The sequence below is a fragment of the Paraburkholderia sp. JPY419 genome, assembly GCF_050435705.1.
Taxonomy (GTDB): Bacteria; Pseudomonadota; Gammaproteobacteria; order Burkholderiales; family Burkholderiaceae; genus Paraburkholderia; species Paraburkholderia youngii.
In genome coordinates this window covers 3,123,077-3,141,711 of the sequence record NZ_JBNDKV010000002.1, presented here as the reverse complement: position 1 = coordinate 3,141,711, position 18,635 = coordinate 3,123,077, and the positions used below count along the sequence as shown (strand labels likewise).

Annotated in this window: 19 protein-coding genes; 9 read left to right on the top strand and 10 right to left on the bottom strand. The window is 65.2% G+C overall.

Features of this window, described 5'->3' with window-relative positions:
* Nucleotides 1-19: 19 nt before the first annotated feature.
* The 3 genes from QFZ91_RS20660 to QFZ91_RS20650 form a co-directional block, all read right to left on the bottom strand.
* Nucleotides 20-934 (bottom strand): alpha/beta fold hydrolase, encoded by a 915-nt coding sequence (locus QFZ91_RS20660; protein WP_429568257.1) that lies wholly within the window; start codon nt 932-934, stop codon nt 20-22.
* Nucleotides 935-1,159: 225 nt separating this feature from the next.
* Nucleotides 1,160-1,801, bottom strand: coding sequence for a CoA transferase subunit B (locus QFZ91_RS20655; protein ID WP_013089923.1), 642 nt, complete (start codon nt 1,799-1,801; stop codon nt 1,160-1,162).
* Nucleotides 1,802-1,803: 2 nt separating this feature from the next.
* On the bottom strand, nt 1,804-2,508 hold the full coding sequence (locus QFZ91_RS20650; RefSeq protein WP_176382169.1) for a CoA transferase subunit A: 705 nt from the start codon (nt 2,506-2,508) through the stop codon (nt 1,804-1,806).
* A 223-nt stretch (nt 2,509-2,731) separates the two neighbouring features.
* On the opposite strand from QFZ91_RS20650, the gene QFZ91_RS20645 reads away from it, so the two are divergent.
* Entirely contained in the window at nt 2,732-3,277 is a 546-nt protein-coding gene (locus QFZ91_RS20645; RefSeq protein WP_018421157.1) for a LuxR C-terminal-related transcriptional regulator, read from the top strand.
* 46 nt (nt 3,278-3,323) lie between these two features.
* Here the strand turns inward: QFZ91_RS20645 and QFZ91_RS20640 are convergent, their stop codons facing one another.
* Nucleotides 3,324-3,755, bottom strand: coding sequence for an acyl-CoA thioesterase (locus QFZ91_RS20640; protein ID WP_429568256.1), 432 nt, complete (start codon nt 3,753-3,755; stop codon nt 3,324-3,326).
* A 55-nt stretch (nt 3,756-3,810) separates the two neighbouring features.
* Entirely contained in the window at nt 3,811-4,587 is a 777-nt protein-coding gene (locus QFZ91_RS20635) for an SDR family oxidoreductase (protein ID WP_013089927.1), read from the bottom strand.
* Between the two features lie 187 nt (nt 4,588-4,774).
* Here QFZ91_RS20635 and QFZ91_RS20630 point away from each other — a divergent pair, with 187 nt between their 5' ends.
* Nucleotides 4,775-6,448, top strand: a complete 1,674-nt coding sequence (locus QFZ91_RS20630; protein ID WP_176382171.1) for an electron transfer flavoprotein-ubiquinone oxidoreductase — start codon at nt 4,775-4,777, stop codon at nt 6,446-6,448.
* A 175-nt stretch (nt 6,449-6,623) separates the two neighbouring features.
* Here the strand turns inward: QFZ91_RS20630 and aroC are convergent, their stop codons facing one another.
* The 3 genes from aroC to QFZ91_RS20615 form a co-directional block, all read right to left on the bottom strand.
* A complete protein-coding gene (aroC, locus tag QFZ91_RS20625) occupies nt 6,624-7,724 on the bottom strand; it encodes a chorismate synthase (RefSeq protein WP_429568255.1) in 1,101 nt (366 codons plus the stop codon).
* 139 nt (nt 7,725-7,863) lie between these two features.
* The gene (locus QFZ91_RS20620; protein WP_429568254.1) at nt 7,864-9,801 is read right to left on the bottom strand and encodes an MFS transporter; all 1,938 of its coding nucleotides are present in this window, start codon (nt 9,799-9,801) and stop codon (nt 7,864-7,866) included.
* 189 nt (nt 9,802-9,990) lie between these two features.
* Nucleotides 9,991-10,458, bottom strand: coding sequence for a CBS domain-containing protein (locus tag QFZ91_RS20615; protein WP_176108073.1), 468 nt, complete (start codon nt 10,456-10,458; stop codon nt 9,991-9,993).
* Between the two features lie 287 nt (nt 10,459-10,745).
* On the opposite strand from QFZ91_RS20615, the gene QFZ91_RS20610 reads away from it, so the two are divergent.
* The 3 genes from QFZ91_RS20610 (at nt 10,746) to QFZ91_RS20600 (ending at nt 13,351) form a co-directional block, all read left to right on the top strand.
* Entirely contained in the window at nt 10,746-12,083 is a 1,338-nt protein-coding gene (locus QFZ91_RS20610) for an O-acetylhomoserine aminocarboxypropyltransferase (protein ID WP_429568253.1), read from the top strand.
* A complete protein-coding gene (locus tag QFZ91_RS20605) occupies nt 12,080-12,913 on the top strand; it encodes an alpha/beta fold hydrolase (RefSeq protein WP_429568252.1) in 834 nt (277 codons plus the stop codon). The genes QFZ91_RS20610 and QFZ91_RS20605 overlap by 4 nt, the downstream gene beginning before the upstream one ends.
* Before the next feature lie 117 nt (nt 12,914-13,030).
* Nucleotides 13,031-13,351: an Mpo1-like protein gene (locus QFZ91_RS20600; RefSeq protein WP_429568251.1), complete on the top strand. Its 321-nt coding sequence runs from the start codon at nt 13,031-13,033 to the stop codon at nt 13,349-13,351.
* 34 nt (nt 13,352-13,385) lie between these two features.
* Here the strand turns inward: QFZ91_RS20600 and QFZ91_RS20595 are convergent, their stop codons facing one another.
* A complete protein-coding gene (locus tag QFZ91_RS20595) occupies nt 13,386-14,696 on the bottom strand; it encodes a YihY family inner membrane protein (protein ID WP_429568250.1) in 1,311 nt (436 codons plus the stop codon).
* A 142-nt stretch (nt 14,697-14,838) separates the two neighbouring features.
* Between QFZ91_RS20595 and wrbA the strand changes: the two genes are divergently transcribed.
* Genes wrbA through QFZ91_RS20575 form a run of 4 tightly spaced genes read left to right on the top strand, consistent with a single transcriptional unit; the run spans nt 14,839 to nt 18,280 of the window.
* Complete coding sequence (wrbA, locus tag QFZ91_RS20590) at nt 14,839-15,441, top strand: NAD(P)H:quinone oxidoreductase (RefSeq protein ID WP_176108068.1); 603 nt, start codon at nt 14,839-14,841, stop codon at nt 15,439-15,441.
* 10 nt (nt 15,442-15,451) lie between these two features.
* Complete coding sequence (locus QFZ91_RS20585) at nt 15,452-15,970, top strand: DUF2069 domain-containing protein (protein WP_429568249.1); 519 nt, start codon at nt 15,452-15,454, stop codon at nt 15,968-15,970.
* 32 nt (nt 15,971-16,002) lie between these two features.
* Nucleotides 16,003-17,421 (top strand): FAD-binding oxidoreductase, encoded by a 1,419-nt coding sequence (locus QFZ91_RS20580; RefSeq protein WP_429568248.1) that lies wholly within the window; start codon nt 16,003-16,005, stop codon nt 17,419-17,421.
* A gap of 52 nt (nt 17,422-17,473) precedes the next feature.
* Nucleotides 17,474-18,280, top strand: a complete 807-nt coding sequence (locus tag QFZ91_RS20575) for a metallophosphoesterase (RefSeq protein WP_176366037.1) — start codon at nt 17,474-17,476, stop codon at nt 18,278-18,280.
* Between the two features lie 19 nt (nt 18,281-18,299).
* Here the strand turns inward: QFZ91_RS20575 and QFZ91_RS20570 are convergent, their stop codons facing one another.
* Nucleotides 18,300-18,452: a hypothetical protein gene (locus tag QFZ91_RS20570; RefSeq protein ID WP_013089940.1), complete on the bottom strand. Its 153-nt coding sequence runs from the start codon at nt 18,450-18,452 to the stop codon at nt 18,300-18,302.
* Nucleotides 18,453-18,635: the final 183 nt, after the last annotated feature.

Here is an 18,635-nt window from a genome sequence, read left to right as displayed (position 1 = left end):
CTTCATACGGAACTCAATATTATGACCCGTTCGCGGCCGAACCGATGAAGAACTCCCTCGCGAGCGCGATCTGGTCCGCCGCGAGAAACGCCGGCGCATGACCGACGCCCGCGATCTCCACGCTCGATACGGCACGCCCGGCCGCCACCATCTTCGCGACCGTTTCACGCGACAGCAAATCCGACTGCTCGCCGCGCACCACGAGCACCGGCCCCTGGAACGACGCGAGCGAATGCCACAGCGCCGCTTCGCCGAGCTTCGCCGCTTCCTCGTTGACCGCCGCGAACGGCTGGGCGATGCGCGGGTCATAGCGCAGCACCCACGCACCTTCCTCTTCGCGCAGCAACGGCGTATTGATTTCGCGCCATTCGTCAGGCGTCAGCGGGCCGAAGCCCTGCGCGAGCTGCGCCGCGTAGTCGACACCCTGCTGCAGCGTATCGAAGCGTGCGGGCTTGCCGAGGTAGTCGCCGATGCGCTTGACCGCGACCGGCTCCAGATGCGGCCCGACGTCGTTCAGCAACAGCTTGCGGATCGGGGTGTCCGGCAGGCCGGCGAGCCCCATGCCGATCAGGCCGCCCATCGAGGTGCCGAACCAGTCGACGGTGTCGACGTCGAGCCGCGCGATCAGCGTGACCATGTCGGCGACGTACTGCGGGACCGCATATAAGTTGGGGTTCGCGAGCCACGACGACAAGCCCCGGCCAACCACGTCCGGGCACACCACGCGATAGGTGTGGGCGAAGTTGGCAGCGAGTCGGTCGAAATCGCGCCCCGATCGTGTCAGTCCGTGCACGCACAGCAGCACGCGCGGATTGTCCGGATCGCCCCACTCGGTATAGGCGACGCGATGCAGGCCGGCCGCGCTCGCGCACTGCACGTAACGTTGACGCGGCGCGGGCCGCCCGGTGGCGGAAGCATAAGTCGTTGCGGTCATCTGGTGTCCTTGCAAAGACGCTGCGGATTGGGCTGCGAACGATTGTAAACCGCTTCGTCGCGCGGCAAGCATCGGCCAGAAGGCTTAGGAAGATCGTGCAAACCGTCTGGCGCATCCGGCGCCGCGCGTCAAAAATAGAACGGGCGAGACTCGCGTCTCGCCCGTCCGGAAAGCATCGTTGCCGCCGCGCTCGCATCGACGCGCGCAGCGGCGTCTCACGCCGCGTCAGCTCACCGCGCTCACATCGAGCGGCGCGCCGGTCTTCGCCTTGATTTCGTCGACGCTCACGCCCGGCGCAAGTTCGGTCACTTTCAAGCCGTTTTCGGTCACTTCGATCACGCCGAGATCGGTGATGATCTCATCGACCACACCCACGCCCGTCAGCGGCAGCGTGCATTCCTCGAGGATCTTGTGCTGATCGCCCTTGGCGACGTGCTCCATCAGCACGACCACGCGCTTGACGCCCGCGACCAGGTCCATCGCGCCGCCCATGCCCTTGATCATCTTGCCCGGGATCATCCAGTTCGCGAGATCGCCCTTCTTGCTGATCTGCATCGCGCCGAGAATCGCCAGATTGATGTGGCCGCCGCGAATCATCGCGAACGAATCCGCCGAAGAGAAAATCGACGAACCGGGCAGCGTCGTCACCGTCTGCTTGCCGGCGTTGATCAGGTCCGCGTCGACTTCGTCTTCGGTCGGCGACGGGCCGATGCCGAGCAGACCGTTTTCCGACTGCAGCCATACTTCGACGCCCGCCGGCACGTGGTTCGCGACCAGCGTCGGCAAGCCGATGCCGAGGTTCACATAAAAACCGTCCTGCAGTTCCTTCGCCGCGCGCGCGGCCATTTCGTCACGAGTCCATGCCATGATCAGTCTCCTTTCGCGCGGACGACGCGTTGTTCGATGCGTTTTTCCGGATGCGCATTCAGCACGATGCGTTGCACGAAGATGCCAGGCGTGTGGATCGCGTCCGGATCGAGCTCGCCCACTTCGACGATTTCTTCGACCTCCGCGACGGTGATGCGGCCCGCCATCGCGCACATCGGATTGAAGTTGCGCGCGGTGCGGCGATAGATCAGGTTGCCGGCCTTGTCGGCCTTCCATGCCTTGACCAGCGCGATATCGGCGGTCAGCGAATGTTCGAGCACGTAGTGGTTCTCGCCGAACTGGCGGGTCTCCTTGCCCTCGGCGATCTGCGTGCCAAAGCCGGTGTTCGTGAAAAACGCCGGGATGCCAGAGCCGCCCGCACGCAGCTTCTCGGCGAGCGTGCCTTGCGGCGTGAATTCGAGCTCGAGTTCGCCGGCCAGGTACTGGCGCTCGAACTCCTTGTTCTCACCGACGTACGACGAGATCATCTTCCTGATCTGACGCGTCTCGAGCAGCAGGCCGAGGCCGAAACCGTCGACGCCCGCGTTGTTGCTGATGCAGGTGATGCCCCGCACCTTCGAATCGCGCAGCGCCGCGATCAGCGCCTCGGGAATGCCGCACAAGCCGAAGCCGCCGACGGCGAACGTCTGCCCGTCCTTGACGATGTCCTTCAGCGCCTCGGCGGCGCCTGGATAGACCTTGTTCATCTGTATGTCCCTTCCTCTATGGAAACCCGAAACCTGTACGCAGGCCGCCGGATCATTGCGGCTGATATCGCAACTGGCGAACTTCACGTCGCCTCACGATACCGCTACGTCATTCTAGTAGTCATCCGCGGCATGCGCCGCGTTGTCATCTGCCCGAAAGAGTACGCTGGGCCCGCCATACGGCACAATACGCAAAAATACATAAGTACTTGCCGCCCCGCCCATGCCCGCCCTGGATTACCGCACTGCGTTTCACCTCGCGCCGATCGGACTCGTGCTGTCGCGCGAGCGGACCATCGAAGACTGCAACGACGAGCTCGCGTCGATTTTCGGCTACGCGCGCGACGCGCTGATCGGTCAGTCATTCCAGGTGTTGTACCCATCGGCGGATGAGTTCGAGCGGATCGGCGCGCGCATTCCGCCGATCATGACCGCGCAAGGCAGCTACGCGGACGACCGCATCATGAAACGCGCGAACGGCGAGCTGTTCTGGTGTCACGTGACGGGCCGCGCGCAGCAGCGCACCGACCCGCACGCGGCGGGTGTCTGGACCTTCGAGGATCTGAGCGCGACCCGCCGGGTCGCGGTGGAACTGACGCCGCGCGAGCGCGAAATCGCCGCGCAACTGGTGACGGGCAAGACCAGCAAGCAGATCGGCCGCGTGCTCGACATCAGCCCGCGCACGGTCGACGTCTACCGTGCGCGGCTCATGCGTAAATACGATACGGGCAATGCGACCGAGCTCTTGCAACGGCTGCTCGGGGATTGACAGAGAAAGGAAGGATGAAGCACGCGACCACGCTCAGGCAGCGCCGTCAGCCCGCCTTGACGAGAGCGGCGCTCTCGATGGCCGCGCGCAGCACGTCGGGCACTGGCATCGACTTGCCTGCCGCGTAGTCGATCCACACGCATCGCGCGGCGCCCCGCGCATAGAGCGTATCCGGCTCATCGGCACGCAGAAGCTCGAAAGCCGTATCGAAGCTGCTGCGCCCCGGCGTGGCCACCGACATCCGGCCGATCACGTCACCCGGATAGTGCAGCTGCTTCAGAAACTCCATCGACGCATTGACGATCACCGGCCCCTGGCCGTCCGGGCGCTCGCCGAGGAAGTCCATATGTTCGAACCAGGAAATCCGCACCTGCTCCATGTAGCGAAAATAAACCGTGTTGTTGACGTGACCGAAGGCGTCCATGTCGCCCCAGCAGATCGGCATCGTCATTTCGAAAACTGCGTGAAAATCGCTCATGCTTTACTTCCGTTCTTCCTTTGCTGCCTGACTGTTGAAACGTTTGACTGCGCGCTCACGCGAGCCCGAAACCGTCGTCGGCGGCGATCACCGAGCCGTTGATGAACTGCGATTCGTCCGCCGCGAGCAGCAGGAGCAGCCCGTCGAGATCCTCCGGTTTGCCGACCCGATGGCGCGGCAGCATCGCAATCAGTTTCTGCCCCTGATCGGTCGACCAGTGGTGGTGGTTGATCTCGGTGTCGATATAGCCGGGGCAGATCGCGTTCACATTGATGCCATGCTTGCCCCACTCGAGCGCCATCGCCTTCGTCATGTGGACGACCGCGGCCTTGCTCATCGAATACAGGCCGATTTGCGGCAGCACGCGCAAGCCCGCCATCGACGCGATGTTGATGATCCGGTACGACGGCTTCTGCGCGTTGTTGCCGCGCATGATCATGCGCTTGGCGACTTCCTGCGCGACGAAAAAAGCGCCGCGCGTATTCGTGTCGAACACGTATTCGAAGTCCGCCGGCGTGACTTCGGACAGCTTCTGCGTAGTCGACACGCCCGAGTTATTGACGAGGATATCGATGGTGCCGGCTTCGGTCTCCGCGTGCGCGACCGCCGACTTGATGCTCTGGTAGTCGGTCACGTCGAGCGACACCACGTGCGCGGCTCCGCCGGACGCCTCGATTTCCGCGCGCAGCTCCTTGAGCCGCTCGGTCCGTCGGCTCGCCAGCACGACCTTCGCGCCCGCCTGCGACAGCACCTGCGCGAAGCGCTTGCCCAACCCGCTCGAGGCGCCAGTGATCAGCGCGACCTTGCCTTCCAGATTGATCGAACGGCCCATTGTCTTTCCTTGCTCGGTTGTAGTGACAACTGCGGTTGACGGGGTTTGGTACGACCGCGATAAGGGTCTATACCGTATCATGAAATAGTACGCTCGTGCTAATCTGTGGCTTTTGGGTTGCGGCGTAGGGATCGATCGCCCACAATACGAACCCGAAAAAAGCATTCTAACGGTAAGAGGAGCATCAATGACCCCCGCAAGTCTCATTGAGCAGTACGGCCCGCGCGAGTCGATGGAGTATGACGTCGTCATCGTCGGCGGCGGCCCTGCGGGCCTGTCGGCTGCCATTCGTCTGAAGCAGCGCGCCGCCGAACAAGGCGTCGAGCTTGGCGTCTGCGTACTCGAAAAAGGCTCTGAGATCGGGGCGCATATCCTGTCGGGCGCGGTGATGGACCCGCGCGCGCTGACCGAGCTGATCCCGGACTGGAAGGAGAAAGGCGCGCCGCTGACGGTCGAGGTGACCGAAGACCGCTTCCTGTTCCTGTCGGCGACGGGCGCGAAGAGCGTGCCGAACTGGGCGCTGCCGGACAATTTCAAGAACCACGGCAACTACGTGATCAGCCTCGCGAACGTGACGCGCTGGCTGGGCCAGCAGGCCGAGGCGCTCGGCGTCGAGATTTTCCCGGGCTTTCCGGCGGCTGAAGTGCTGTACAACGACGACGGCTCGGTCAAGGGCGTCGCGACCGGCAACCTCGGCATAGGCAAGGACGGCGAGCCGACCGAGAACTTCCAGCTCGGCATGGAGCTGCATGCGAAGTACACGCTGTTCTGCGAAGGCGCGCGCGGCCACCTCGGCCGCCAGCTGAACGAGAAGTTCAAGCTGCGCGACGGCGTCGATCCGCAGGTGTACGGCATAGGCATCAAGGAGCTGTGGGAGATCGATCCCGCGAAGCACAAGCCGGGTCTGGTGATGCACACGGCCGGCTGGCCGCTCGAAAACGACACCTACGGCGGCTCGTTCCTCTATCACATGGACAACAACCAGGTCGTGGTCGGCTTCGTGGTCGGCCTCGGCTATTCGAATCCGTATCTGTCACCGTTCGAGGAATTCCAGCGCTACAAGACGCATCCGGCGATCCGCGCGATTCTCGAAGGCGGCAAGCGCGTGTCGTACGGTGCGCGCGCGATCACCGCGGGCGGTCTGATGTCGCTGCCGAAGCTGGTGTTCCCGGGCGGCGCACTTGTCGGCGACGACGCGGGCTTCCTGAACGCGTCGCGCATCAAGGGTTCGCACGCCGCGATCAAGACCGGCATGCTCGCCGCCGACGCCGCATTCGCCGCCGTACGGGCCGGCCGTCAGTCGGACGAACTGACCGCTTATCCGGAAACCTTCAAGACGTCGTGGCTCTACACCGAGCTGTATCGCGCGCGTAACTTCAAGCAGTGGATGAGCAAGGGTCTCTACCTCGGCACGCTGATGGTCGGCGTCGAGCAGAAGCTGCTCGGCGGCAACGTGCCCTGGACGCTGCATCATCAGCATTCCGATCACGAAATGCTGAAGCCGGCTTCGCAGTGCAAGCCGATCACGTATCCGAAGCCGGACGGCAAGCTGACGTTCGACCGGCTCTCTTCGGTGTTCATCTCGAACACGAACCACGAGGAAAATCAGCCGGCGCACCTGACGCTGAAAGATCCGACCGTGCCGGTCAACGTGAACTGGCAGACTTACGCCGGACCGGAGTCGCGTTATTGCCCGGCTGGCGTGTACGAGTTCGTGAAGAACGACGAAGGCAACGAGCGGCTCGTCATCAATGCGCAGAACTGCGTGCACTGCAAGACCTGCGATATCAAGGACCCGACGCAGAATATCGTGTGGGTCACGCCGGAAGGCGGTGGCGGGCCGAACTATCCGAACATGTAATTGTTGTGCTGTTTGCTTTTGCGGCGCTGTGCGATAAGCGGCAGCGTCGCGAAGGCAAATTCCGATAGCGCGCTCGCGCCTTCGTCTGCGCGCATTCTCGCGCGTTTCGTCCGTCCCCTTCCCTATTCATTTTCATGGCAGCTCGTTCGCCGCCAATCTCGGGGCCGCGTCAGCGTTACGGCGCGCTCGCCGCGATCTTCGGCGTGCTCACGGCCACATCGCCGCATTGCGCGCGATGGCGCAGCGCGTGATCGATCAGCACGAGCGCAAGCATCGACTCGGCGATCGGCGTCGCGCGAATGCCGACGCACGGGTCGTGCCGCCCGAAGGTTTCGACGACCACCGGCTGCCCCGCCTTGTCGATCGAACGGCGCGGCGTGCGAATGCTCGAGGTCGGTTTGATCGCGATCGACACCGTGATGTCCTGTCCCGTCGAAATGCCGCCGAGCACCCCGCCCGCGTGATTGCCGACGAAACCCTCCGGCGTCAGCTCGTCGCCATGCACCGAGCCGCGTTGCGCGACGCTCGCGAAGCCCGCGCCGATCTCGACGCCCTTCACCGCGTTGATGCCCATCATCGCGTGCGCGATGTCGGCGTCGAGGCGGTCGAACAGCGGCTCGCCGAGGCCGACCGGCACACCGGAGGCGACCACGTTGATGCGCGCGCCGATCGAATCACCGTCCTTGCGCAGCGCGTCCATATACGCCTCGAGCTGCGGAACGATCTGCGCATTCGGCACGAAGAACGGGTTTTCGCGCACCTGCGCCCAATCGACGAACGGCACGTCGATCTCGCCGAGCGCGGCCATATAGCCGCGAATCTCGGTGCCGAACTTCTCGCGCAGCCACTTCTTCGCCACCGCGCCCGCCGCGACCGTCGGCGCCGTCAGCCGTGCCGACGAGCGGCCGCCGCCGCGGTAATCGCGAATGCCGTACTTCTGCCAGTACGTGTAGTCGGCGTGGCCGGGGCGGAACGTCTCGGCGATGTTGCCGTAGTCCTTGCTGCGCTGGTCGGTATTGCGGATCAGCAGCGCGATCGGCGCGCCGGTGGTTTGACCTTCGAACACGCCCGACAGGATCTCGACCTTGTCCTCTTCCTGGCGCTGCGTCACGTGGCGCGACGTGCCCGGCTTGCGGCGATCGAGTTCGAACTGGATATCGGCTTCGTCGAGCGCCATGCCCGGCGGGCAGCCGTCGATCACGCAGCCGATAGCGGGGCCGTGCGATTCGCCGAAGGTCGTGACAGTGAAAAGCGTACCGAGCGTGTTGCCGGACATGAGCGTCGTCCAAAGAAATTCGGGGGAGAACGCTATTATGCCAGCCCGCTCGCCCGAAGACGGGCGTGGCGACAGCGCTGCCGCATGCGGGCGAGAGTGGACGAGCTAGCGACCCCGGCATCCGCGCACCGGCCCAAGGCTATTTGCGCGCGCCGCGCAGCTCGGTCACGATCTGCTGCAGTGTTTCCGGCGTCGCGAGCGCCGGGTCGATCGGCTCGCCGACCGCGAGGCTCAGCCGGCTCATCACGCCCTTTCTGAGCGGACGCGGCCAGTGGGCATCGACCGCGCGCGAAAACACGCTGCCCCACAGACCACGCAGCGCCATCGGAATAACCGGCGCCGGGGTGCGCCTGACGATCTCGGCGACGCCGTGGCGAAACGGGTTCAGCTCACCGGTGCGCGTCAGCTTGCCTTCGGGAAAGATGCAGACGAGTTCGCCGTCCGCGAGCGCCCGCGCGCACAGATCGTAGGCACGCGAGAGCAGCGCCGCATCCTGATGCGCGGGCGCGATCGGAATCGCCTTCGCATGCCGGAACAGCCAGCCGACGAACGGCGAGCGGAAGATTTGATGGTCCATCACGAAGCGGATCGGCCGCGGGCTTTCGGCCATGATGACGATCGCATCGACGAAACTGACGTGGTTGCACACGAGCACCGCCGCGCCGCGCTCCGGAATCCGCTCCGCGTGCACGAGCCGGATCCGGTAAAACGTATGCACGAGCAGCCACGCAACGAAGCGCAGCAGGAACTCGGGCACGAGCGAATAGATGTAGCCCGCGACCACCACGTTCAGCAGCGCGGTGACGAGAAAAATTTCCGGAATGCCGAAGCCCGCGGCGGTCAGGCCCATCGCCATCAACGCCGACACGATCATGAACAGCGAGTTGAGGATATTGTTCGCGGCGATGATGCGCGCGCGATGACTCGGCTGACTACGGCTCTGAATCAGCGCATACAGCGGCACGCTGTAGAAGCCGCCAAACATCGCGAGCAGGAACAGATCGGCGAGCACGCGCCAATGCGCGAACCGCGCGAGAAATTCCCCGACGCTGAGCAGATGCCCCGCCGGCGGCAGCGCATGGCTCGCAAAAAAAAGATCGATCGCGAACACGCTCATGCCGATCGAGCCTAGCGGCACGAGGCCGACTTCGATCCGCCGCTTCGACAGCCGTTCGCACAGCAGCGAGCCAATGCCGATGCCGATCGAAAACGTGGCAAGCAGCACGGTCACGACGTCCGGATCGGCGGACAGCACGTCCTTCGCAAAATTGAAAAACGACGCGAGGAACGTCGCACCGACGAACCACAGCCACGAGATGCCGAGCAGGCTCAGGAACACCGTGCGGTTTTCGTGCGCGAGCTTCAGATTGCGCCACGTTTCGCTGACCGGGTTCCAGTTGATGCGCAAGCCGGGCTGCGGCGCGGGCGTAGCCGGCACGAAGCCGGACACGCCGCGCCCGATCAGCGCGATCGCGAGACACGCGCCAGCGAGCACCACCGCGCCATGCTCGGCGAACCCCGCGCCCGCGCCGCCGACGATCGTGCCGACCAGGATCGCGACGAAGGTGCCCATCTCAATCATGCCGTTGCCGCCGACCAATTCGGCCTTCGACAGATGCTGCGGCAGATACGAGTACTTGACCGGCCCGAATACGGTCGAATGCACGCCCATCAGGAACGTGCACAGATACAGCAACGGCGCGCTATGCAGCCAGAAGCCCGCGCCGCCGACCAGCATCACCGCGATCTCGAAAGTCTTGACGAGACGCGTGAGCAAGGCCTTGTCGTACTTGTCCGCGATCTGGCCCGAAGTGGCCGAGAACAGCACGAACGGCAGAATGAAAATCGCGGAGATCAGGAACGCCGCGGTTTTCGGATCGACGCCCGAAAAGCGCGCCGCCTGATAGGTCACGAGCGACGTGAAGCCGATCTTGAACACGTTGTCGTTCATCGCGCCGAGAAACTGTGTCCAGAAGAACGGCGCGAAACGGCGCTGGCGGAGCAGGCGGAACTGGGATTCGTGCGCTTCGTGCGCGCGAGCGGCGCGGCGGGCGGCAGGCAACGGACGATCGTTCATGAAGTCAGAACAACGGCGCGGAAAATGGCGATGAAGCGCGCGGAGCGGCGGACAAACGGGCCGGTGCGACGCGCGCTCCAGATCCGGGCACCGGCCCGGACACAAAAAAAGCGCCCGCTTGCGCGCGCGCCCTGTCGGCGGATTCGCGCTCGCGGCGACGGCCGGAGCGCGACCTTCGAGCCACGCGCATCAACGCGCCGGCTGCTGATCCTGTCCTTCCTGCTCTTCCGGCCAGTCGCGGATATAGGCCTTCAGCATGCGATTCTCGAACCCCTGCTCCTCGACCACCGCCTTCGCGACGTCGTAAAACGAGATGACGCCCATCAGCGTGCGGCTTTCCATGACCGGCAGATAACGCACGTGATGCTCGAGCATCATGCGGCGCACTTCGTTGACGTCGGTTTCGGGCGTGCAGGTGAGCGGATGGTCGTCCATCACCTTGCGGATCGTCGAAGTACCGACGCTGCCGCCGTTTTCCCTCAAGGTCAGAATGATTTCGCGAAACGTCAGCATGCCGACGAGGTCGCCGTACTCCATCACGACGAGCGAGCCGATGTCGTGCTCGGCCATGGTAATCACGGCGTCATGCAGCGTGGTATCCGGCGTGACCGTAAAAAGGGTGTTGCCCTTGACCTTAAGAATGTCGCTGACTCGCATGATCTATCTCCTCGTACCGCCAATCTTGCAGTGCATTAAATGGTTGTTTCGATCCTATCGGAAAGGCCCATAAAAGGAAAGCGGCCCGCCAGCCAAGGCTGGGCGCGGTTTCGGGGGCTCCAATTCATCTGACTTCCAGATAGCGAGCATGCCCCGCTCCCGGCACGAGCCGCACAAATCCGCGGTCCACTCCACGGGAAAACAGCGCTTGAAGCGGCGCGCGCCAATGATAGGATGGCCGGCCTACCCTGATCATTCGCGTGGCCCCTCGCGGCCCGCCGCACACGATGTCCGCCAACCGTTTCGATACGCTTGCGCTGCACGCCGGCGCTGCCCCCGACCCCGCCACCGGCGCGCGCGCGACGCCGATCTACCAGACCACGTCGTTTTCGTTCCGCGACTCGGACCACGCCGCCGCGCTGTTCAACATGGAGCGCGCCGGCCACGTCTACTCGCGCATCTCGAATCCGACCGTCGCCGTGTTCGAAGAGCGCGTCGCCGCGCTCGAAAACGGCGCCGGCGCGATCGGCACCGCGAGCGGCCAAGCCGCGCTGCATCTGGCGATCGCGACGCTGATGGGCGCGGGCTCCCACATCGTCGCGTCGAGCGCGCTGTACGGCGGCTCGCACAATCTGCTGCACTACACGCTGCGGCGCTTCGGTATCGAGACGACCTTCGTGAAGCCCGGCGACCTCGACGCGTGGCGCGCCGCGCTGCGCCCCAACACGCGCCTGCTATTCGGCGAAACGCTCGGCAATCCGGGCCTCGAGGTGCTCGACATCGCCGCGCTCGCGCCGATCGCGCACGCGCACCGCGTGCCGCTGCTGGTCGATTCGACCTTCACGACGCCCTACCTGCTGCGCCCGTTCGAGCACGGCGCCGACTTCGTCTACCACTCGGCGACCAAGTTTCTCGGCGGCCACGGCACGACGATCGGCGGCGTGCTGGTCGACGGCGGCACGTTCGACTTCGAGGCTTCCGGCCTTTTCCCCGAATTCACCGAGCCATACGACGGTTTCCACGGCATGGTGTTCGCCGAGGAAAGCACCGTCGCGCCGTTCCTGCTGCGCGCGCGGCGCGAAGGCTTGCGCGATTTCGGCGCGTGCCTGCATCCGCAGGCCGCGTGGCAACTGCTGCAAGGCATCGAGACGCTGCCGTTGCGCATGGAGCGGCACGTCGCCAACACACGCCGCGTGGTCGAGTTTCTCGCCGCTCATGCGGTGGTCGAATCGGTTGCCTATCCCGAGCTGCCGACGCATCCCGACCACGCGCTCGCGAAGCGGCTGCTACCGCGCGGCGCCGGAGCCGTGTTCAGCTTCAACCTGCGCGGCGACCGCGCGGCCGGGCGCGCCTTCATCGAAGCGCTGACGCTGTTCTCGCACCTCGCGAACGTCGGCGACGCGCGCTCGCTGGTGATCCACCCGGCATCGACGACGCACTTCCGCATGGATGCCGCCGCGCTCGCCGCCGCCGGTATCACCGAAGGCACGATCCGTCTGTCGATCGGGCTCGAAGATCCGGATGACCTGATCGACGATCTCAAGCGCGCGCTGAAGGCCGCGCAAAGAACCGCCGCTGCGGCGCCCGCCGCCACGAACGCCCCCGCCCGCCCGGAGTCCCCATGATCGTCACCGTCCAAGGCAAACCGGCCTACGCCTACAGCGGCGGCAAACCCTTCGACCCGGGCCTGCCGACCGCCGTGTTCATCCACGGCGCCGAGCACGATCACAGCGTGTGGGCGCTGCAAAGCCGCTATTTCGCGCATCACGGCTTCGGCGTGCTCGCGCTCGACCTGCCGGGCCACCGACGCAGCGCCGGCCCCGCGCTCGTCAGCATCGCCGCGCTGGCCGACTGGCTCGCCGCGCTGCTCGATGCCGTGGGCGTCACGCGTGCGTTCGTCGCCGGTCACAGCATGGGCTCGCTGATCGCGCTCGACTTCGCCGGCCGCTATCCGCAGCGCGCCACGCATCTTGCGCTGCTCGCGACCGCGCTGCCGATGACGGTCTCCGACGCGCTGCTCGACGCGGCGCTCAATCGCGAGCCCGAGGCGATCGACATGGTCAACCAGTGGTCGCATTCGACGCTCGCCGCGAAGCCCTCGTGCCCCGGCCCCGGCTTCTGGCTGCACGGTATGAACCAGCGGCTGATGGAACAAGTGTCCGCCGGCGGCGAACCGCATCTGTTCCACACCGATTTCACCGCCTGCCATACCTATGCGGACGGCCTCGCCCGCGCGGCGCAGGTGCGTTGCGCGACGCGCCTGATCGTCGGCCGCCGCGACGCGATGACGCCGCCGCGCGCGGCGAAAGCGCTCGCCGATGCGCTCGCGCAGGCGGGCACGCCGGTCGACACCGTCACGCTCGATGCGGGCCACGCGTTGATGACCGAGCAACCCGACGCGACGCTCGATGCGCTGTACAGCTTCGCCACGCGGGCAGCGCACGAAGGGCGCTGAATCACGACGATACCCACGCCGAACCCGCCGCGCCATCGGCCGAATGGCCAGGTTGCGTTAGGCAGGCGATCGCCGGAGAATGATTGAAGCTGTCTTTTTCAGCCTCCGGAGGCCGCTATGGCTCATACAGCACATACCGATCACTTCGCGAGCTTCGCGGAGTTTTATCCGTACTACCTGAGCGAGCATCGCAACATCGCGTCGCGGCGGCTGCATTTCGTCGGCTCGCTCGGAGTCATTGGCTTTCTCGCGATGGCGCTCGCCACCGGCAACTGGGTATGGCTGCCGGCCGCCGTGGCGTGCGGCTATGGCTTCGCGTGGGTCGGCCATTTCTTCTTCGAAAAGAACAAGCCGGCCACCTTCCGTCATCCGCTTTACAGCCTGATGGGCGACTGGGTGATGTTCAAGGACATCTGCGTGGGGAAGATTTCGTTGTAGTTTCACCAACGCGGCTCGAAGTCGAGCCGCCCTGTCACGCCGCCTGGTGCGGCATCGAAGCCGCCACGCGCTCGTTTCCGGGTCGCGCCGCCCTTGCCGCCGCGCGCGAGGCAAGGAGCGCGGCGAGCGTCACCTTCAGCTGGTCGTTGTCGAGCGCGGCGAGCAGCATACCGCCGTCAACCCGTGTGGAGTCGAGTTCGAGCTGATACGTAAGCTCCGCGCGGTCGATCACGAACAGGTCGTACAGCCGCTGCACGGTCACCTGCGCCGGGTTCGCGAGCAGCACGTAGTGCGGGCCGGTATGGTCCTCCTCCAGCCGCGCGATCCATTCGATCTCCTCGAGACGCTGCAACAGCATCAGCGTCGTATCCTTGTCGCGGCGAAGCATGCGCGCAAGCTCGGGCATCGTGTAGCCACGTCTGCCGCCCTCACGCGCTTCGCACAGCCGCGCGAGCAATTCGAGCGAATCGAACAGATTGCTGCCATAGAACACCGGGCGGTGAAACTGACCGATGCGGATCGCCGGCAACGCCGATGCGATCATCGCTCCGGTCAGCGTGATGAACCAGCAGAGATACATCCACACCAGGAACAGCGGCACCGCGGCGAACGCCCCGTACACCGCCGTATACGTTGGAATACGGCGCACGTAGTAGCCGAAACCGCGCTTGGCGAGCTCGAACGCGACTGCGGCGATCACGCCGCCGACCACCGCGTCGCGCCATTCGACACGGCAGTTCGGCAAATAAACGTAAAGAATCGTGAACGCGAGCATCGTGAACGGCAGCGTGGCGCTGGCGAGCGCCCATTCGATCAGCGGTGTGATGCGCTGCGCGGCGCTAAACGACATCGATTGCGTGAACAGATACGACGAGATGGACAGGCTCACGCCGATCAGGATCGGACCGAGCGTGATGATCGCCCAGTACACGAGGATGCGCTGCGCGACGGGCCGCGCCTTGCGCACGCGCCAGATCACGTTGAACGCGGACTCGACGGTCATCATCGTCATCACCGCGGTGACGAACAGGATGATCATGCCGATCGTGGTCAGCCCTTTGGCCTTCGACGCGAACTGGTTCAGATACTTGAAGATCTGATCGTTCAGTTGCGCGGGCATCAGGTGATCGGCAAGAAAGAACTGCAGCGACGCCTGGAACGAGCTGAAGATCGGAAACGCGGTGAACAGCGCAAACGCGACGGTGGCGAGCGGCACGAGCGCGAGCATCGTGGTGAACGTCAGGCTGCCCGCGACCTGCGGAATCCGGTCTTCGCCGATGCGTTGCGCGGCGAATTGCGCGAGCCGTCTGAGCGTGTCGAGATCGAAACGCACCCTAACCAACAAACCTGCCTCCTTGCTTGCTGAACCGTCAGAACGGGACTGCGGGAACCCCTTGCGGCGTTTGGCCGAACCTCCTGGCCGAACGGCTATGAATGGCCTGTGCAACGGACCGAACCCCTATAATACCCGTTCAATGATGAGGCCTATGAAAGACATTCTCGTGCTTTATTACAGCCGTCACGGCGCCACGCGCGAGCTCGCGCTGGCGATCGCGCACGGCGTCGACAGCGTCCCCGGCATGCAGGCGCGCGTGCGCACCGTACCGGCGGTTTCCACGGTCTGCGAGGCGAGCGAGCCGGACATCCCCGCCGAAGGACCACCGTACGTCGAGCTGCGTGACCTCGAAGAATGCGCGGGCCTCGCGCTCGGCTCACCGACCCGCTTCGGCAACATGGCGGCCGCGCTCAAATACTTTCTCGACGGCACCACGCCGCAGTGGCTATCCGGCGCGCTGTCGGGCAAGCCGGCCTGCGTGTTCACGTCGACCGGCAGCCTGCACGGCGGCCAGGAATCCACGCTGCTGTCGATGATGCTGCCATTGCTCCATCACGGCATGCTGATCGTCGGCATTCCGTACACGGAGAGCACGCTGACCACCACGCAAACCGGCGGTACGCCGTATGGCGCGTCGCATTTCGCGCGCGCGGGCACGGCCGGCCACGGCATCTCCGCCGACGAACGGACGCTGGCCATTGCGCTGGGTGCGCGCGTTGCGCGCACGGCGGCGTCGATGTCCGAACGGCCGTGAGCGCAAAGCCGTGAACGACCCGCATCCGCAACCAACCGAACGCCACGACGCCCGTCGGGACGCCAGCGGCGCGGAATCCGCAAGCACGTCGGCAGCCACAACCATCGTACCCGTGCAGCCCAAAGCCGCCGCCGCGCTCGTCGCCGCTATCACACTGGTCGCGATGATCGTGCTGGCGGTCGCATGGGAATGGTGGCTCGCGCCATTGCGGCCTGGCGGCTCGCTGCTCGTGCTGAAGGCGTTGCCGTTGCTCTCCGCGTTGCCCGGCGTGTGGCGACGTCGGCTCTATACGATGCAATGGGCGTCGATGCTGATCTTGCTGTATTTCGCCGAAGGCGTCGTGCGCGGCTGGAGCGATCATGGCTTGGGCGCGCGGCTCGGCTGGCTGCAAGCGGCGCTCGCCGTGGTCTTCTTCGCCTGCGCGCTCGCGTATGTCGGGCCGTTCAAGCGCGCGGCGCAACGAGCCGTGAAGCAAGCCGCAAAGCAGGCTGCAAAGCAAACCACCGGCGAACCAACCCCGCCCCCCTGACGTCCAAGCCTCAGAACCGTCAACCGATCCACATGAAACATACCGCTTTTCTCGCCGCCTGCTGCGACGCCATCGGCGCGGCTCACGTCCTGACCGATCCGCACGACACCGCTCCCTTTCTGACCGACTGGCGCCGCCGCTACACCGGCGCGGCCTGCGCGGTGCTGTGCCCGGCCACGTCCGCGCAAGCCGCCGCGCTCGTCAGGCTCGCGGTCGAACATCGCGTCGCGCTGGTGCCGCAGGGCGGCAACACCGGCCTCGCAGGCGGCGCGACACCTGACGCCAGCGGCGCGCAGGCGGTCATCAGCTTGCGTCGCCTGAATCGCGTGCGCGACATCGATCCGCACAACAACACGATCACCGTCGAAGCCGGCGTGATCCTCGCCGACGTGCAGAAGCACGCCGAAGCGGCCGGGCGTCTGTTTGCGCTGAGCCTCGCCGCCGAAGGCAGCTGCACGATCGGCGGCAATCTGTCGACCAACGCGGGAGGCACCGGCGTGCTGCGCTATGGCACCACGCGCGAACTGTGCCTCGGCCTCGAAGTGGTGACGCCGCAAGGCGAACTGTGGGACGGCCTGCGCGGGCTGCGCAAGGACAACACCGGCTACGATCTGCGCGACCTGTTCATCGGCGCGGAAGGCACGCTCGGCCTGATCACCGCGGCGGTGATGAAGCTGCATCCGCAGCCGGCCGCGCGCGTGACCGCGCTCGCCGCGCTCGCATCGCCGCATGCGGCGCTCGATTTTCTCGCGCTCGCGCAACGCGTCGCCGGGCCGCTCCTGACCGGCTTCGAACTGATGTCGGATTTCTGCCTGCGCCTCGTTGGCCGGCATTTCGAACAGATGCGTTATCCGTTCGCCGAACCGCATGCGCAAATCGTGCTGCTCGAACTGTCGGACAGCGAAAGCGAAGAGCACGCGCGCAGGCTGTTCGAGGGGCTGATGGAAACCGCACTCGAACAGGGTCTCGTCGAAGACGCCGTGGTCGCGGAAAACCTCGCGCAGTCGCGCGCGTTCTGGAATCTGCGCGAGCACATTCCGCTCGCGCAGGCCGAGGAAGGCCTGAACATCAAGCACGACATCGCGGTGCCGATCTCACGCATCGGCCACTTCATCGAAGCGACCGATGCCGCGATCGCGCAAGCCGCGCCGGGCGCGCGCATGGTCACGTTCGGCCATCTCGGCGACGGCAATCTGCACTACAACGTGCAGGCGCCCGAGGGCGTCGATGCGAAGGCGTTTCTGCGCCAGTACCAGAGCCCGATCAACCGGATCGTCTACGACAGCGTGAATGCTCACCGCGGCAGCATCAGCGCGGAACACGGGCTCGGCCAGCTGAAGATCGACGAAGCCGCGCATTACAAACAGGACGTCGAGGTGCGGATGATGCGCGCGATCAAGCAGGCGCTCGATCCGCTGAACCTGATGAATCCGGGCAAGGTGCTACGCTAATGTTTGAAGCCACCGCGATCCGGCGCGGCGGCGTTTCGCAGGAGTCGCGTCCGTGAAGATTCGCGTGCTGTCCGATCTGCATCTGGAAAACGACGAGCCTGAACTGATCCCGCATGCGCAGGCGGATCTGGTCGTGCTGGCGGGCGACATTCACAACCACGCGGCCGGCCCGCGCTGGGCCGCGCAGGCGTTCGACGACACGGTGCCGGTCGTCTACGTACCGGGCAATCACGAGTATTACGACGGCGAGTTCGGCGCGCTGGAGAGCGCGACGCTCGACGCGGCCGCACAAGTCGATAACGTGCACGTGCTGAACAACGCCACGCTCGTCGATAGCCAGGGGCGCTGGCGCGTGCTCGGCACGACGTTGTGGACCGACTTCGCGCTGTACGGCGCGACGCCCGAAGCAATCGAGGAATCGATCGTCGCCGCGCGGCGCGTCATGCTCGATTATCGCGGGCTGATCCAGATGAACTGGCCGCACGACCCGCGCGATGCCGCGCGCGACTTCACGCCGGCCGATTCGCTCGCGCTGCACCAGCATGCGCGCGCGTGGCTCGAAAGCGAGCTGACCAAACCATTCGCCGGCCAAACGATCGTGGTCACGCACCATGCGCCGCATCGGCTGAGTCTCGCCGAGCGCTTTGCCGATGACCGCGTGTCGGCGGGCTTCGTCAATCACCTGCCGGAGCTCGTGCGCGCGCCTGTCGCGTTGTGGATTCACGGCCACACGCATACGTCGTTCGACTATGTGGTGGACGGCACGCGTGTGGTGTGCAATCCGCGCGGCTATTTCGACCGGCGCACGCGCGAGTGGGAAAATCCGCTGTTTGCGTGGGACAAGGTCGTCGAGATCTAGCTGGTTCTAGCGGGCCCGCTCACCGCTCTCGCCGCGGCGCATCCTGTGACTCGACTTCGACCGGCACGAGCCGCGGCTGCTGTACACGCATGCGGCGCAGCAAATCGCGCGACGCGGCGACGCCGATCAATCCGAACATGACGGCCAAGCCGATCATCAGGTGCGTATCCATGGATGTGTCGTCCTTCAGTGGTTGCGAGGTGCCGAACGGCGGCGAATCCAGCGCGTCCGGCCAGAGCGGCGCCGCGTGAACGACACGTTAACAAATCGACTGCGCGGCAGAAGTAAAGAAATGTTGCGACGCGGCGCGTGTGTAACAGGCTGTCACGTCTCGCGCCCCTCGAACGTCAACGCT

Excerpts from the sequence above, each read along its gene's own strand:
- QFZ91_RS20660 (WP_429568257.1), bottom strand. The coding sequence starts at position 934 with ATGACCGCAACGACTTATGCTTCCGCCACCGGGCGGCCCGCGCCGCGT.
- QFZ91_RS20650 (WP_176382169.1), bottom strand. The coding sequence starts at position 2,508 with ATGAACAAGGTCTATCCAGGCGCCGCCGAGGCGCTGAAGGACATCGTC.
- QFZ91_RS20630 (WP_176382171.1), top strand. The coding sequence starts at position 4,775 with ATGACCCCCGCAAGTCTCATTGAGCAGTACGGCCCGCGCGAGTCGATG.
- QFZ91_RS20615 (WP_176108073.1), bottom strand. The coding sequence starts at position 10,458 with ATGCGAGTCAGCGACATTCTTAAGGTCAAGGGCAACACCCTTTTTACG.
- QFZ91_RS20610 (WP_429568253.1), top strand. The coding sequence starts at position 10,746 with ATGTCCGCCAACCGTTTCGATACGCTTGCGCTGCACGCCGGCGCTGCC.
- QFZ91_RS20655 (WP_013089923.1), bottom strand. The coding sequence starts at position 1,801 with ATGGCATGGACTCGTGACGAAATGGCCGCGCGCGCGGCGAAGGAACTG.
- QFZ91_RS20635 (WP_013089927.1), bottom strand. The coding sequence starts at position 4,587 with ATGGGCCGTTCGATCAATCTGGAAGGCAAGGTCGCGCTGATCACTGGC.
- QFZ91_RS20640 (WP_429568256.1), bottom strand. The coding sequence starts at position 3,755 with ATGAGCGATTTTCACGCAGTTTTCGAAATGACGATGCCGATCTGCTGG.
- aroC (WP_429568255.1), bottom strand. The coding sequence starts at position 7,724 with ATGTCCGGCAACACGCTCGGTACGCTTTTCACTGTCACGACCTTCGGC.
- QFZ91_RS20570 (WP_013089940.1), bottom strand. The coding sequence starts at position 18,452 with ATGGATACGCACCTGATGATCGGCTTGGCCGTCATGTTCGGATTGATC.
- QFZ91_RS20645 (WP_018421157.1), top strand. The coding sequence starts at position 2,732 with ATGCCCGCCCTGGATTACCGCACTGCGTTTCACCTCGCGCCGATCGGA.
- QFZ91_RS20620 (WP_429568254.1), bottom strand. The coding sequence starts at position 9,801 with ATGAACGATCGTCCGTTGCCTGCCGCCCGCCGCGCCGCTCGCGCGCAC.
- QFZ91_RS20600 (WP_429568251.1), top strand. The coding sequence starts at position 13,031 with ATGGCTCATACAGCACATACCGATCACTTCGCGAGCTTCGCGGAGTTT.
- QFZ91_RS20605 (WP_429568252.1), top strand. The coding sequence starts at position 12,080 with ATGATCGTCACCGTCCAAGGCAAACCGGCCTACGCCTACAGCGGCGGC.
- wrbA (WP_176108068.1), top strand. The coding sequence starts at position 14,839 with ATGAAAGACATTCTCGTGCTTTATTACAGCCGTCACGGCGCCACGCGC.
- QFZ91_RS20580 (WP_429568248.1), top strand. The coding sequence starts at position 16,003 with ATGAAACATACCGCTTTTCTCGCCGCCTGCTGCGACGCCATCGGCGCG.